The 13,503-nt window shown below is 63.3% G+C and carries 14 protein-coding genes; 6 read left to right on the forward strand and 8 right to left on the reverse strand.

Annotation, left to right across the window (positions count from 1 at the left end; genetic code table 11):
- Positions 1 to 187: 187 nt before the first annotated feature.
- The 4 genes from MWU77_RS06835 to MWU77_RS06850 form a co-directional block, all read right to left on the reverse strand.
- A complete protein-coding gene (locus tag MWU77_RS06835) occupies positions 188 to 619 on the reverse strand; it encodes a hypothetical protein (protein WP_247273261.1) in 432 nt (143 codons plus the stop codon).
- Between the two features lie 444 nt (positions 620 to 1,063).
- Positions 1,064 to 1,669: a YdeI family protein gene (locus tag MWU77_RS06840; RefSeq protein WP_247273262.1), complete on the reverse strand. Its 606-nt coding sequence runs from the start codon at positions 1,667 to 1,669 to the stop codon at positions 1,064 to 1,066.
- A 50-nt stretch (positions 1,670 to 1,719) separates the two neighbouring features.
- Complete coding sequence (locus MWU77_RS06845) at positions 1,720 to 2,457, reverse strand: YafY family protein (RefSeq protein WP_247273263.1); 738 nt, start codon at positions 2,455 to 2,457, stop codon at positions 1,720 to 1,722.
- A gap of 66 nt (positions 2,458 to 2,523) precedes the next feature.
- Entirely contained in the window at positions 2,524 to 2,670 is a 147-nt protein-coding gene (locus MWU77_RS06850) for an HTH domain-containing protein (protein WP_308198773.1), read from the reverse strand.
- Positions 2,671 to 2,774: 104 nt separating this feature from the next.
- On the opposite strand from MWU77_RS06850, the gene MWU77_RS06855 reads away from it, so the two are divergent.
- Positions 2,775 to 3,242, forward strand: a complete 468-nt coding sequence (locus tag MWU77_RS06855; protein ID WP_247273264.1) for a VOC family protein — start codon at positions 2,775 to 2,777, stop codon at positions 3,240 to 3,242.
- A 51-nt stretch (positions 3,243 to 3,293) separates the two neighbouring features.
- Here the strand turns inward: MWU77_RS06855 and MWU77_RS06860 are convergent, their stop codons facing one another.
- The gene (locus tag MWU77_RS06860; protein WP_247273439.1) at positions 3,294 to 4,757 is read right to left on the reverse strand and encodes a sugar transferase; all 1,464 of its coding nucleotides are present in this window, start codon (positions 4,755 to 4,757) and stop codon (positions 3,294 to 3,296) included.
- A 549-nt stretch (positions 4,758 to 5,306) separates the two neighbouring features.
- On the opposite strand from MWU77_RS06860, the gene MWU77_RS06865 reads away from it, so the two are divergent.
- Positions 5,307 to 5,579: a hypothetical protein gene (locus MWU77_RS06865; RefSeq protein ID WP_247273265.1), complete on the forward strand. Its 273-nt coding sequence runs from the start codon at positions 5,307 to 5,309 to the stop codon at positions 5,577 to 5,579.
- A gap of 142 nt (positions 5,580 to 5,721) precedes the next feature.
- Here the strand turns inward: MWU77_RS06865 and MWU77_RS06870 are convergent, their stop codons facing one another.
- Positions 5,722 to 6,402, reverse strand: coding sequence for a TetR/AcrR family transcriptional regulator (locus MWU77_RS06870; RefSeq protein ID WP_247273266.1), 681 nt, complete (start codon positions 6,400 to 6,402; stop codon positions 5,722 to 5,724).
- 144 nt (positions 6,403 to 6,546) lie between these two features.
- Between MWU77_RS06870 and MWU77_RS06875 the strand changes: the two genes are divergently transcribed.
- From MWU77_RS06875 to MWU77_RS06890, 4 genes are all read left to right on the forward strand, one after another.
- A complete protein-coding gene (locus tag MWU77_RS06875; protein ID WP_247273267.1) occupies positions 6,547 to 7,581 on the forward strand; it encodes a zinc-binding dehydrogenase in 1,035 nt (344 codons plus the stop codon).
- A gap of 37 nt (positions 7,582 to 7,618) precedes the next feature.
- Complete coding sequence (locus MWU77_RS06880) at positions 7,619 to 8,398, forward strand: carboxymuconolactone decarboxylase family protein (RefSeq protein ID WP_247273268.1); 780 nt, start codon at positions 7,619 to 7,621, stop codon at positions 8,396 to 8,398.
- 182 nt (positions 8,399 to 8,580) lie between these two features.
- Positions 8,581 to 10,005 carry an ABC transporter substrate-binding protein gene (locus MWU77_RS06885; protein WP_247273269.1) on the forward strand — a complete coding sequence of 475 codons (1,425 nt, stop codon included), beginning with the start codon at positions 8,581 to 8,583 and terminating at the stop codon, positions 10,003 to 10,005.
- Between the two features lie 98 nt (positions 10,006 to 10,103).
- Positions 10,104 to 11,774 carry a hypothetical protein gene (locus tag MWU77_RS06890; RefSeq protein ID WP_247273270.1) on the forward strand — a complete coding sequence of 557 codons (1,671 nt, stop codon included), beginning with the start codon at positions 10,104 to 10,106 and terminating at the stop codon, positions 11,772 to 11,774.
- A 79-nt stretch (positions 11,775 to 11,853) separates the two neighbouring features.
- On the opposite strand, the gene MWU77_RS06895 is transcribed toward MWU77_RS06890, so the two are convergent.
- Positions 11,854 to 12,804: a histone-like nucleoid-structuring protein Lsr2 gene (locus MWU77_RS06895; RefSeq protein WP_247273271.1), complete on the reverse strand. Its 951-nt coding sequence runs from the start codon at positions 12,802 to 12,804 to the stop codon at positions 11,854 to 11,856.
- A gap of 280 nt (positions 12,805 to 13,084) precedes the next feature.
- Positions 13,085 to 13,441: a DUF2510 domain-containing protein gene (locus MWU77_RS06900; RefSeq protein WP_247273272.1), complete on the reverse strand. Its 357-nt coding sequence runs from the start codon at positions 13,439 to 13,441 to the stop codon at positions 13,085 to 13,087.
- Between the last annotated feature and the right edge of the window lie 62 nt (positions 13,442 to 13,503).

A 13,503-nucleotide genomic window follows, 5' to 3' on the forward strand; every position in this document is an offset into this window, starting at 1 on the left:
TCTCCTGATCGTCATGCCCGGATCCCCAATGGATCCGGGCACGTACGCTCACATACCCGCTGTCTGGAATTTCATGCGCAACCTTCGACGATCAGCTCGAGAACAAACCATGACGAGCAATCCCGGCAACCTGAACCCGGGCCGCGCCTGCGATGCCGAAGACCGTGTTCAGCAAGCAAGGCCCTGGTCACGACGCGATCGCATAGTTGAATCCGCCGTAGCTGTCGCGACTTTCTTCCCTGGCGATGAGGGTGTACTGCGGTGATGCGTCGGAGCTTCCCGAGAACAAGGGATAGTGGACCTCGTAGATCGCGGCGTAGACGTAGCTCGAGTGATCGTTGTCGATCGAAGACCAGACGAAGGAGTCGGGCTCGATGCCGACCTCGAAAGCCGCACAATAAAGATTCGAGTCGGTCTTGTTGTTCAGGCTGACGACTTTGTCGACCATGCCGTACCGGTCGTAGTAGGTGATGTTGTTGCCGTGCTGGTTCGCACTGCAGAACACATACTTGGCCGTACTGCTGGAGATGGTCGCGGCCTGCACTGCCGGCGCGGTGAGCACAGCCGCTCCCGCAGCGAGCGTGGCAGCACCAGCGAGAGCCGCAATCAACTTCTTCATGGGTCGTACTCCTTGTGTCTACTGTTTCGAGAATCGTCACATCCACTCGCTTGCCGACTGTGGACCGACAGCGGACGAGACAGTGGCAGTGGGATTCGGCAAAGCTCTTCGGCGGTGACGCGGATTGGAACCACAAGTCGGCGACGAGCAGTTCCGATCAAGAATCGTGATGGGTGGTGACGACAGTAGAACGTCAGCTCAGTGGGAGTACCTTTGCCGCCCAGGCGAGTCCAGTGCGAGCACATGGCCCCGTCTCGGTAATGGTCGCGTCGTCACTTCTGCAGATTACTTCGTCGCATCGGCAGAATACGAATTGCCCCAGGCAATGTCATCCGAATGAATGACATAGCGAAGTCCTGATGTGCCGCAGTCGGGCACTGCGGTGTGTATCTCAGGAGTCCGGCCCCACTGCTGGCCACCACATCGATGGACGCCCTCAGCGGACTAGCGAGACTCCATATCATCGACGCCGGTTGCATCTGCTCTCTCTTCCACGTCTGCAACGAATTTCGCGATCCGTCGAGCTCGGCTGGAAGCGCTGTTCGCAATGAGAACGTGGTGGATGATCGCAAAGCGACGACCACGATCCAGCTCAGCAAACCGCTTCGCCGCGGTGGGTGAGCACTCCAACGCCGATGCGAGGTCAGCAGGCACCTCGGCCGCGGCCGGGCCAGGGTATGCCCGCTCCCAGCGACCGTCGGCTTTCGCACGGTCCACCTCGGCATGCCCGCGAGCCCGCATCCGTCCTGACGCGATGAGAGCGCCGACGATCTTCACGTTCCGTTGCGACCAGATCGAGCGGGCACGCCGTGGGGTGAAGAGCTGCTGGAAAGTAGAGTCGTCGATTGCATTGCGTCGCCCATCGATCCAGCCGCTGCAGAGGGCCTCCTCGAGTGCTTCGGCATAGGACAGCGACGTCGGAACCGTCGTGCCCTTCTTCGCCAAGACGAGCCGCACACCGTTGACCGAATCCTCGTGCGCGTCCAGCCACGCTCGCCAAGCAGCCGCATCGGCAACAAGCAGCCGTGGCGGCAATTCTCTGTCATCCATGACGGACACCGTCCCATCCATCGCGGTCAGTTCTTGACCTCATTCGGTAGTCACTTCGGCGCCGCCGTCGCCGCATCGAGTCGTCGCGCAAGCGGACCTGCGGCCTCCCGCAGCTGTTCAGGACCGACGACGGTGAAGGGGGCATCGAAGCGCAGCACGAAGGCGAGCAGGCAGGCCCAAGACCAGGACCCGACCACGATCCGACACGACCGAGCTGTCAATTCTTCTACCGCGCCATCGCCGATCCAGGGAGCCACTGCGCTGACCGGTAGGTCTATGACGATCTCGCCGGTACACGGCCATTGATCCTCCGTCTCGGCCCCTTTCACCCTTGCTTCGAGGAACGAGCGCGCGTCCGGTGCAGGAAGAGGACGGGGAGCGAATAGGCCGCCACCGGGTATCCGAGGAACGAGACGGTCCAGGCGGAGGATCCGCCAGTCGTCTCGATCGAGATCCCAGGCGACGAGATACCAGCCCCCGGTCCTCGCGACGAGTGCGTGTGGTTCGGCCCGACGCGGTGGGCAGTCTGTGTCGCCATAGTCGAATCGCAGGATGCGCTGATCGCGAATCGACGTGCTCACCGCTTCCAGAACCTTGGGGTCCACGCGAATGGCCTGCTCCGTAGCGGTGAATTGGATGCCGTCGGCCCTGTGGCGGAGCCGTGACGGCATTACCTGCCGCACGGTTGCCAGCGCTCGTGCTGAAGCATCGGCGATATCTATGCCACTGGAGCCGACTCCTTGCAATGCGACGGCGAGCGCCACAGCTTGTTCATCGTCGAACAGCAAGGGCGGGAGTTCCGATCCCGCAACCAGCCGATATCCACCGTCCGGCCCCTTCGTCGACCCGATCTTTTAGCCGAGGTCGCGCAGCCTGCCCACGTCTCGCCGCACCGTACGAGGGGTGACGCTGAGCCGTGCTGCCAACACATGGCCAGGCCAGCTTCGCCGCGTCTGCAGCAAGGACAAGAGCGCGAGCATTCGCGATGAACTTTTAACCATGGAAAAGAGTGTGCTCCAAATAGGGGACCTCCCCTGTCCTCTACTGCCGCGATCGTGGATTCGCGGCACAAACGCCGCTGAGAATCAGCAGCAAAGGACGAAGCATGGGTATCAAGACTACGACTCACCTCAACTTGCGAGGCACCGCACGGGAAGCGCTCGACTTCTACCAGAAGGTCTTCGGCGGGCAGGTCGTCGCCACGACCTACGGTGACGTCGGCATGCCGAAGGATCTGCCTGGCGCCGACAAGATTGTTTTCGGGGAGGTCGAGAACGAGGACGGTTTCCGTATCATGGCCTACGACATCCCAGGCAAGGACGATGCGGACATCTCCGAAATCGCCGGGCATACCCGCCGCGAGAACGGCGCCACCATCACTGATCGGACCTTCTTCCAGTCCGTCCGCGGGGAGACACTCGACGAGATCCGGACATACTGGGACGCGCTATCGGACGGCGCCGAAATCATCGAACCGCTGGCCGAGTCGGCGTGGAGTCCCGGATTCGGCATGCTCACCGACCGTTTCGGAGTTACCTGGGTGCTGGACGTGCAGGCTTCCTACACGGGCTGACCCGAGCAGTGAGTTGGGCTCGCAGACGGCATGTCGGCGAGCCCAACGTCCTCAGTACGCGCCCTCGCGCGCGAGGACGGCCTTCACGGTCTTTCCGATGATCAGCGCATCGGTCACCATCGACCAGTTCTCCACGTACGACAGATCCAGCCGCACCGACTCGTCCCACGACAGATCCGACCGACCCGACACCTGCCACAAGCCCGTCACACCGGGACGAACCAGCAGACGACGCTTGACCCGCCCGTCGTAGTTCTCCACCTCGCGCCGCAATGGCGGACGCGGACCCACCACACTCATCTCACCGCGCAACACGTTGATGAACTGCGGCAACTCGTCGATGCTGAACCGACGAAGCACCCGGCCCACACGCGTGACCCGCGGATCCTGCCGCATCTTGAACAATGGTCCGGCGCCTTCGTTCTCAGCCAGCAACGCCTCGACCATCCTGTCGGCGTCGGTCACCATCGACCGGAACTTGAGCATCCCGAACGGCTCACCGTCGAGACCGATCCGCTCAGCCCGATAGAACACCGGCCCCTTGCTGTCCAACTTGATCAGCAGTGCCACCACCGCGAACACCGGCGTCAACAGCAACAGCGCCGCCAACGAGAACGTCAGATCGAAGATCCGCTTCCCGGAACGCTTCGCCCCGTGATAGCTGGGCTTCTCGACATGGATCAGCGGAAGGCCCGCGACCGGTCGCATCTCCAACCTCGGTCCGGCCACGTCGACCACACCCGTCGCCACCACGAGATCAGCGTCGAGCGGCTCGAGCTGCCACACCAGGTCTTTGATCCCCTCGTGGCCCAGCGTCTCCGTCGCCGTCACTGCCACCGTGTCGGCATTCGACAACTCCAACGCTTCGGCCACCGAATGCTCATCACCGAAAATCGGCACTTCTCGACCATCGACATCGATCGTCTCTCCGACCGATCCCGAATACGCGGGCACGCACACTCCGACGACGCGATAGCCGTCCGTGAACTTGCGCTCGAATGTCCGGCCCAAGTGCCGCACCGCCCGTGCACCACCAACCACCAGTACAGATGTGGCGTACTCCCCGCGGCTACGCTTACGCGCCAATACTTTTCGCCACATCCAGCGACTGACGAGCAACGCCGCGAGACCGGTAGGCAATGCGATCGCGAGATACCCCCGCGCCAGCTCGAGACGGAACATCAGCGCGACGATCGCGATGAAACCGAAGAACCACAACGTCGCCGACACGACACGCTGATACTCGTCGTAACCCGCACCGATCACCCGCCGAGAACGAGTACGAAACGCTTTCAGGGCGGCCAACCATGCAACAGCGAACCCGCCCGAAATCACCGAGTAGTTCAGCGTGCTGATCGGCTCCACCCTCAGCACGTTCTCATGGCCGAACCGCACCGCATGTGCGAGCAATACCGCCAGCACGACGACAACACTGTCGGTCCAGAACAAGCCCCGCGCGTACGCCGACTGCCACCGCCAACGGTTCGCCGCGGCGTGCCGGCGATTCGGCAACATGCGCACCGTCGATGCGCCGCCACCATCGGCTCCCCGTTCTTGGATCACGACCACTTCTCACCATTCTCGCGCCGGCCTCCTCGGAGACCAGCTCAGTCCTCCCCAGACATGCCCGCAGCCTTGGAGCGCAACAAACCAGTACCCACATGCCCCTCGCATGTGCGCAGTGGTGAAGCAGTGTTGTCTCCAAGACTTACGGTTGTACTGCGACGATTCCCTTCACTCGGGTATCGCTAACCAACACATCTCACAAATGGCCGCGGTCGTTACCCGAGGGAACGTATCCAGCGCAGATTTGCTTGCGTTCGTCCCTGTGACGACGGGGCCATCGGTCCCGATCCGAAAGTATCCCCCACCTCGCCGCACTTCAAACAGGGTCGAGACATACAGCCACCATGCATGTTTCGCAAACGCTCAGGTTCTCGCTGGTGGCATCGGTGCCTCTCCCTATCCAGGCGGTCGCACGCAGAAACCTGTTACTAAAAGATTCATCTAAAGAACTGACAAAGAATCAGTAACAGCATCCGAATTGGGCTCGATCATGTGGACATGGTCCTCCACCCTCGAGCTCCCAGTCAGCGGCGACGCCGACGCAACATCGCATTCTGGTCGTTCCTTGTAGCGGCCGCCGTCGCCGCGGCACTGATGTATTCGGCGATCGAGGGTCGCGAGCCACCTGCCGCGGGCACGGCGCCGGCATACGAACCGGTCAAGCCGACGATTCCAGCGCTACTGCCGCCTCTGCACCCGCTCCCACTCGACGAGAGTCCTGGGCCTGCCGTGGTGCCGGCAAAACGCTCTTCCACTATTCCCGCCGAGTAGCAGAGCGTATCTTCCCGCGCGGGCCCCAGCTTCCCACAGCGGCAATCACGGCAGCGGGAAGCTGGAATCCGAGCGGGAAACACGGCAAAGCTCGCCACCGCTGCGCGTTCTGCAACGCGAACTTCGGCGCAGACACTGCACCTCAGGGAAGCTTCCGGAACACCGGAGCACCCTGGGGTGAGCTCTCGAGAGCCGCGAGCGTTTCCTCGGACGGAGGCGTCGTCAGGATGCTGACGAGCAAGTCCAGCAGCTGACTCACGTGCAGCGCGTACGGTGCCACGGCGATCCCCTGCATGCGCATCCGGTGCCGGTCGGCGGAGATGGACACACACACTGCGGATGCCTGATGAATGCGCATGTCGCGGACAGGCTGCGGGATGTGGTCGAGCAGACGATCCAACCGGTCGTAGTAGTTGTGCTTGGACTCACGGTGACTTGCGGTCAGGTCGTCCATCGGATGGCTCTCCCGCAGCAGGAGCTCCAGAAACGGCAGGTAATAACACTCCTTGTCCTCCGCGAGTTCGATCAGCGGGAGTTGGTGAGCTTCGAGAATTCGTCGCACGTCGCCATCGGGCAGTCTCGCTTCGAGTAGCTCACGACGATGCGTCAGTCCGTCGATCCGGTTGATCAGGATGGCCTGGATCAGATTTTCCTTGGTGCCGAAGTGATATTGCACCGCGGATTTGTTGGCCATGCCTGCGGCAACACTGATGTGGCGGAGTGGGACACCGTCGAGCCCGTGTAGGGCGTAGAGACGTTCAGCGGTGAGCACCAACTGCTGCTTCGACGACGGCGCGAGGGCGTGGTTCCGCTGTTCTGACATGCAACAAATGTAACCAACCCTCGACAAGTTAAGTCCTAGGACTTACTGTTCAGTTTACCGAGCGAGATTGAGCACTTCGTGGAGCACCGAACAACGCTCCAGCACGTCGACGAACGTACGAGTGCACCACCCGAGAGGTGCAGCATGAGCCGAGCCATTGTGTTCTCCGGTGACGAAACATGGGAAGAGCGCGAATTCCCGGAACCCGACCCGCCTTCCGGGGGTGCCGTGCTACGGGTCGAATCGACAGGACTGTGCCACAGCGATGTCGATCATTTCCGCGGAAACATCCACACCTCGTGGGGAGGCGCATTCCCATCCGTCCCCGGTCACGAGATCGTCGGACGCATCGACAAGATCCGGCCTGCCACCGCCGCACAATGGGGCGTCGAGGAGGGCGACCGCGTTGCGGTACGCGAACTCGTGATCACCCCCGACGGAAATCGAATCTACGGACACGACTTCTCCATCCATGAAGGTTCCGGCCTCTACGGCGGGTTCGGCGAGCATCTCGAACTGCTCCCGGGTTCGAAGGTCTATCGGATGCGCGATGACCGCCCCGCCGACGAACTGACCTTCTTCGAGCCCCTGAGCTGCGCGGTGACCTGGGTGAAACCGGTCCGCAAGGACGACACTGTCGTCATCGAAGGGCCCGGCCACATGGGCATGGCCACCATCGTGGCTGCACACGCTGCGGGTGCCTCGACGATCATCGTGACCGGGACCGCACGCGACCGCTTCCGCCTCGACCATGCGCTGCGAGTCGGTGCCGACCACACCATCGACGCCGAGAACGAAGACGCCGTCGAACGGGTCCGCGAGATCACGAACGGACAGATGGCCGATGTCGTCATCGATGCCGCATCGGGAAGCTCCGCGACGGTCAACCTGGCCATGGACCTCGTACACAAAGGCGGCCACGTGGTTCTGGCGGGCATGAAGGACGGGCCGCTGGAGGGCTTCCATCCGGATTGGATCCCCACCAGGCGCATCACCCTGCACCCGGGCGCGGGTATCGACACCGAGCACGCGGTCGAACTCATCAACGCGGGAATGATCCCCACTGCCGACCTGCTGGGCGACACCTACCCACTCGACCGGTTCGCGGACGCGTTCTCGCACATGACCGAGCGCACGCCCGAACACGACTCCATCCGAATCGCCTTGACCCTCTGCTGATCACCGCGCTGCCACTTCCCAACGAAGGAACTCGAATATGAGCAACAACCTGGCCGACGAGATGTTCCGCACGGTCCTGTGCCGCGAGCCCACCGAGATCACCACGCCCTTCCAACAGGTTTCACGCGACTTCGTTTTCGGCGACGTGTGGTCGCGTCCCGGGCTGAGCCGCAAAGACCGTCGGTGGATCGCTTTGGTCTGCGTCGCCGGCGCAGATGCGCCAGGACCCATCGAGGCGTATGTGCGCGCCGCCCTCGACAGCGGTGACATCGAACTGGAAGAGATGCTCGAATTCGTCCTCCACTTCGCCGTGTACAGCGGGTGGCCCAAGGCCGCGCACCTCGAAGGCGCCGTCATCAGGCAATGGACACAGATTCACCACGACCGCGGTCAAGAACCCGGGCCTTGGCCAGAACTGTCGCACGACGCTCTCGGACCTTCGGACTGGGACACACGATTCGAGGCCGGCGCGCAGGAGTTCCTCGACGTCAATCTCATTCCCGCACCTCCCCACACCACGCCCTACCGGCACGCAGGCATCCTCAACTTCGTCTTCGGCCATGTATGGCAGCGACCCGGTCTCACCCGACGTGAGCGACGTATCATCACCGTCGCCTGCGTCGCCTTCGCCGACGCTCCCACTCCGATGAAGAGCCATGTCACCGCCGCGCTGCACTCGGGTGACATCACCAAGCCCGAGATGGACGAGATCGTCCTCCAATTCTCTGCGTACTACGGGTTCGCGAAGGGTGAAGCGCTCAGCGAAGTCGCCGAAACAGCATGGGCAGAAAGGCCTGCCACCCTCGCGAAGGCATAGCCGACAAGCCTCCCGCATCACCGACACCCGAAAGTTCAACGATGATCCGACACTGGCGTGCCCTCTCCCGATTCGCAGCAGTCTGCTCCGCGGTGCTCATCCTCGGCGCTTGCGGTGGGACATCCGACCCCGGGGGCTCTGACGGCGAGCCAATCGCCGGCGGGAATCTGAATGCGATACAGATGACGGAGCCGCGCACACTCGATCCCGCGAACATGTCCAACAGCTGGGCGTTCCAATCACTGCTGGGTAACGCTCTTTACGGCACGCTGATCACCAATGACGTCGAGTCGCTGGAGGTCAACCACTCCATGGCCACCGAAGCCTCCACGAGCGACGAGGGCCGGACATTCACGTTGACCCTCCGTCCTGGACTGTCCTTCACCGACGGCACTCCCCTCGACGCCGCCGCTGTGAAGTTCAACTGGGATCGCCTACGTGATCCGGCACTGGGTTCGACCTCCCGCCGCCAGGCCATGCAGATCACCACAACAGACGTAGTGGACGAGACCACTTTGAAAGCAACTCTGGACCCACCGAATCCGCACTTCGCGGACAGTCTCGTCCAGTCCTCGATGAACTGGATTGCGTCTCCCACGGCGCTACGGCAAGGGCAAGCCGCGTTCGACTCGAACCCCGTTGGAGCAGGGCCGTTCACACTCGTCGACTGGGCACGGCAGGACAGAATCGATCTCGCGAAGAACGACGGCTACTGGGATGCGCCGAAACCTTCCCTCGACAGCATCACGCTACGTACGTCACCCGACACCAATCAACGACTCAACGCTGTTGTGTCGGGCGCCGCAGACCTGACCGCCGACTCGAACTGGTCCACCATTGCACGCGCAGAGGACGCCGGACTTCATGTCGAGACAGTCCCCATGGGCGGAGGCCAGTTCCTCGGAATGAACATGCGACGCGCTCCCTTCGACGACGAACGCGCGCGGCGCGCAATCGCTCTCGCTGTCGATCCGGCCACCATCAACGCCGCCGTGTACCCAGGCGCGGGTGACGAGCAATTTCCGCGCACCGTTTTCCAGGAGTCGTCACCGTTCTACAGCGATCTCCCGTTCACGCGACCCGACAAGGATGCCGCCCAGCGGTTGTTCGACGAGTTGGCAGCCGAGGGCAAGCCTGTGTCGTTCACGTTCGTCGGCTACTCGTCGGCCGAGAACAAGGTGGCGGCCGAGGCATTGCAGGCAAATCTCACGGAGTTCGACAACGTCGAGGTCGACATCGAGATCGTGGACAACACGGAAGGCGTAACGAGGTTGACCGGTCACGACTTCGACATGATGATCACCTCGGCCCTGGTCCAGGATCCCGATGCTGCGTTGTGGTCGGCATTCCACCCCGACTCGTCAGGCAATTTCATGGGTGTCGACGACCCTGCCCTCACTCAGGCTCTCGACGCCGGCCGCAACGCCGACACCGTTGAGGTGCGCCGCGAAGCATACGACGTTGCGCAGCGTCGGCTCGTCGACCTGAATGTCGGACTGTGGTACGTCCGAGGTGCGCCGTCGGTAATAGCCGCGACCGACCTGGAGGGGATTCTGATGTACGGGTCGGGGTCGCTCTTGCCCGAGGAGCTTCAGTTCACAAAGTAGCGTCGGCACTCAGTAGCGAACAGCACACTCCCGAGGCGGCCGATGTCGAATGGGATTCCGACATACCGCATCGGCCGAGAGTGCCGTTACAATCCGGCATGCCTTACGCCGTCCCGCCCGCCGAGCCCAACATCCGACTCGAAATCAACGCCTACGCTCCCACGGCACTTCAGGACGTAGGAATCGCGTATTGGCGGCTGGACGGACTCGACCCGGAGACCGGCGAGCCCGTATGGGAGCACAACGTCGGGGCACTCCCCTACAAGATGTGGTCGGGTGGAGCACACTATGCAGCCGCCGCTGCCGTCGCCGCAACGCTCCTCGGCTACTGGTGTGCTTCCTGCAACGGTGAGCTGGTTTTGACGTCGAGGCAAGCACTGTCCGACGCCCTCGTCGGGAAGGCCGTCGAGTGCCGACGATGCAATACCCGTGTCGACGATCAGGCAGCCGGGATTCTCAATCCACGCGCGCTCACGGCCAGCGCCCGACGCGCGATCGAGACGCAAGGGCACGTAGCCGTCGAACAAGCGCGCCGCGAAGTGATCGCTGAGCAGTATCCGGTGGCGTCCGTCGACCCGGAGCAGCTGCTCACCGACGCTTCGCTCCCGGCGAAGCTCGGAGCGCTGTCGGTGATCCACGCGGTCGGCGACACGGACGGGTTGATCTATCCCATCGAGATCAACGATCAGACGATCGCCCCGAACGCATCACTCAGCAAGGACCTCTTCATCGCGGCCTGGGACGGAGGGCTGCTCCAGGTCCATCCGACCTCACCGACGAGTTCGTTCACGTGGGACAGCGGCACCGTTCTCGGCGAAGGTTTCTACACCAACCGCGCGCGGTTCTTCGTTCCCGGCGAAGAACCCGTCGAGGGCCGACTCGCACACTTCGTCGATCTCCTTCTCGCACAACTGGACCCGGATCGTATGTCGTCGTCCGACCACACCGAGCTGGTTGAGCTCGCACAGCATCTCGTCGCCGAGGAATCGGGCCGATACTTCATTCGCATGCTCAGCGAGCACAACCTGCCGGAGCTCACCGATACCCAAGTGGAAGAACTGCGTGCTGTCACAGCGCGCGGCGCAGAGCTGTTCCCGATCGGGCATCTGGACCGGATGGCCTGGGGAGCCACCCGCGATGCGGCCGGCGCCTTTCATCGCACCGCCGGCATGCCGGGAACCGATGCGAACACCTACGGGTTGAAACAGTTCGAACGCTGGATTCAGGGCGCTACCGACAATCCGCGTGTGCTCTCCCAACCGTTCAGCGAAGAGGAACGAAATCTCCCGCTCTCGTCGGCCACCGGCATCGTGTTCCGCACAATCCTCGGCCTCGACCCGATGAGCGCGACCCTCAGCGATATCACCGGAGCACTCGCCGGAGCCCCCACCGACATCCCGGCCACCGAACCGCTCGACGGCTGCGACGCGAGCATCCCCGATCACCATCTGCTGATTGAATGGCTCAGGACCTCGCCCCACTACTGGGAGGACGGCAAGTTCCGGAAGGCACTCGGCCTGATCGAAGGCTCGCCTCCCCAGGTCTGCACGCCGGGCTGCGCGCACGAACGCATCGCGCATGTCGCCCGTGAAAGTGGCGGCGTCTACGACCGCATCGTCTCGAGCCTCGGAGACTCCGACGCTGCCATCCTCACTGCCGAAGCGACTGCAGTGGCCAACGCGCTCGATGACGAAGTACGCGCCGGCGACGCACTGCTCACCGCGGTCGTCCACACACTGCAGACTCAACCCACTCCCGGATCGAACTGACCTCGACCGGCAATCACTGTCGGCAAGTGTCGGTGTGGTCGGTTGTCGAGATCGAGGAGATGCCCCGTGGACGAGCAACCTACTCGTGAGCGGAACGCCAGGCAGCCCACACCTCGGGGCGGAGCCGACCACGATCCGGCACATCGAAGCCTTCCTCGCGAGCCCACGCGCGCACCTGCGCGGTGGACGGTTCTGCGGCGGCAGCGTCGTTCTGCTGCGGTGTGATGCGTTCGCGGGCCGCGTCTTCGATGCCCGCCCACTCGTGTGCGGCAGCAAGGTACCGGTAGGTCCACTCCTCGGCGAGCTGCCGGGTCTCACAGAACACGATCGGCACGCTCGGGTAGCGGACCTGCAGTTCGGCAAGGCCGTCCGCGATCACCGCGGGCCGGACCCGTTCGAACTTGAACACGGCCGAGTACCGGTCTTCCACCACCACTGAGGCGCGCGGCAGCGCGGCGAGCTCGGCCATCGCGAACCGCAGCTTCCCGCTGGTCAGACTGCCCACCAGATCGGCCAACGACTTGCGTTCGACCGAGGCCACCAGCTTGTCGTCGACGACAAGCCCGTAGTCGCCGCACGGCAGCGCCCGCGTCACCGTGACGGCCTGCTGCCCGGTGAATTTGTATGCGTAGCGCTCGTGGGAATCGACGACGATCGTCAGGTCGGGGACTCCTGCGGCCCGAGCGACCGGGGTGCGCACGTTCGGACGCGCCTGTTTCCTGGTGCGCGGCGACTGCCAGAACACAGCGTCACGGCCGCGGGCTTTGGTGAATACGATCTGGGACCGGTTCTCTCGTCCCCGATCCAGCACCACGTCGATCGCGGCGCCGCGGCGCACACAGGAACGCAGCGCCACCTGCTCGACGATCTCGGGGGTGCCGGGCCACTCATCGGTCGAAACCGGATAGCAGAACAGCGCTTTGGTGCGCGGCCAGGTGTCGGAAGTGCGAAACACCATCCCGCCCGCAAGCGGGAGTCGCAACAGAAACGGCAACCGGGAGGCCGGGTCGGGGTTGCGGGCAATCAGCATGTCCACGGCGCTACGCGGCCTCCCACTCGGCGGTTCATATCGAGCAGTATCCGATACAGCGTGTGCACCGACAACCTGTCGCGGCAACCGGTCGCCGCCGGAACACTCTTCCAGCGACTGGCCCAGCTTCCCACAACGGCAATTGCGGCAGCGGGCGGCTGGCGTGTGCGCGAGTAGGATTCGCGACCAATATGTCTCGGTCGACATGTCTCGGTCGACCCGCTTTCGTCCTCGTCGGCGATGGTGGCGTCGACAACCGACGGAATGAACGGCCGAGTTCCTAGCGAGCTGCGCCGGACCCCGAAATCGAAGATTGCGGCACAGTGGGCGCGGCTTCTGCTGTCGCGACACCCCACGCCGCGAACGATAGGGCTGCGACCGCGGTGATGACGAGTGCACGCTTGGCGTCGGCGGAAAGCGACCGACGTGCGTCGGCCGAAGCGCCGTCGGCGTCGGACTGCACATCCGAGCGACGGAGCCGTTCGGCCCGGGTCCAGTCGTGGCCGTTCCACCATCGTTCGATCCGGTTGTAGGACGGGTCGGGATACCACCCCGGGATCCGGGGTCCGGATGCGGCACGATTGCCGCTCGACGGACCTGCTACCGTAGAGTGCCGATCACCATATCGGACAGTCACGACGCTGTCCTCCTTCATTTCGTGCGGGCGTCAGCACGGATGCCGTCGCCTGAGTACCTTGC

The organism is Rhodococcus sp. F64268, assembly GCF_023015605.1.
Lineage (GTDB): Bacteria > Actinomycetota > Actinomycetes > Mycobacteriales > Mycobacteriaceae > Rhodococcus.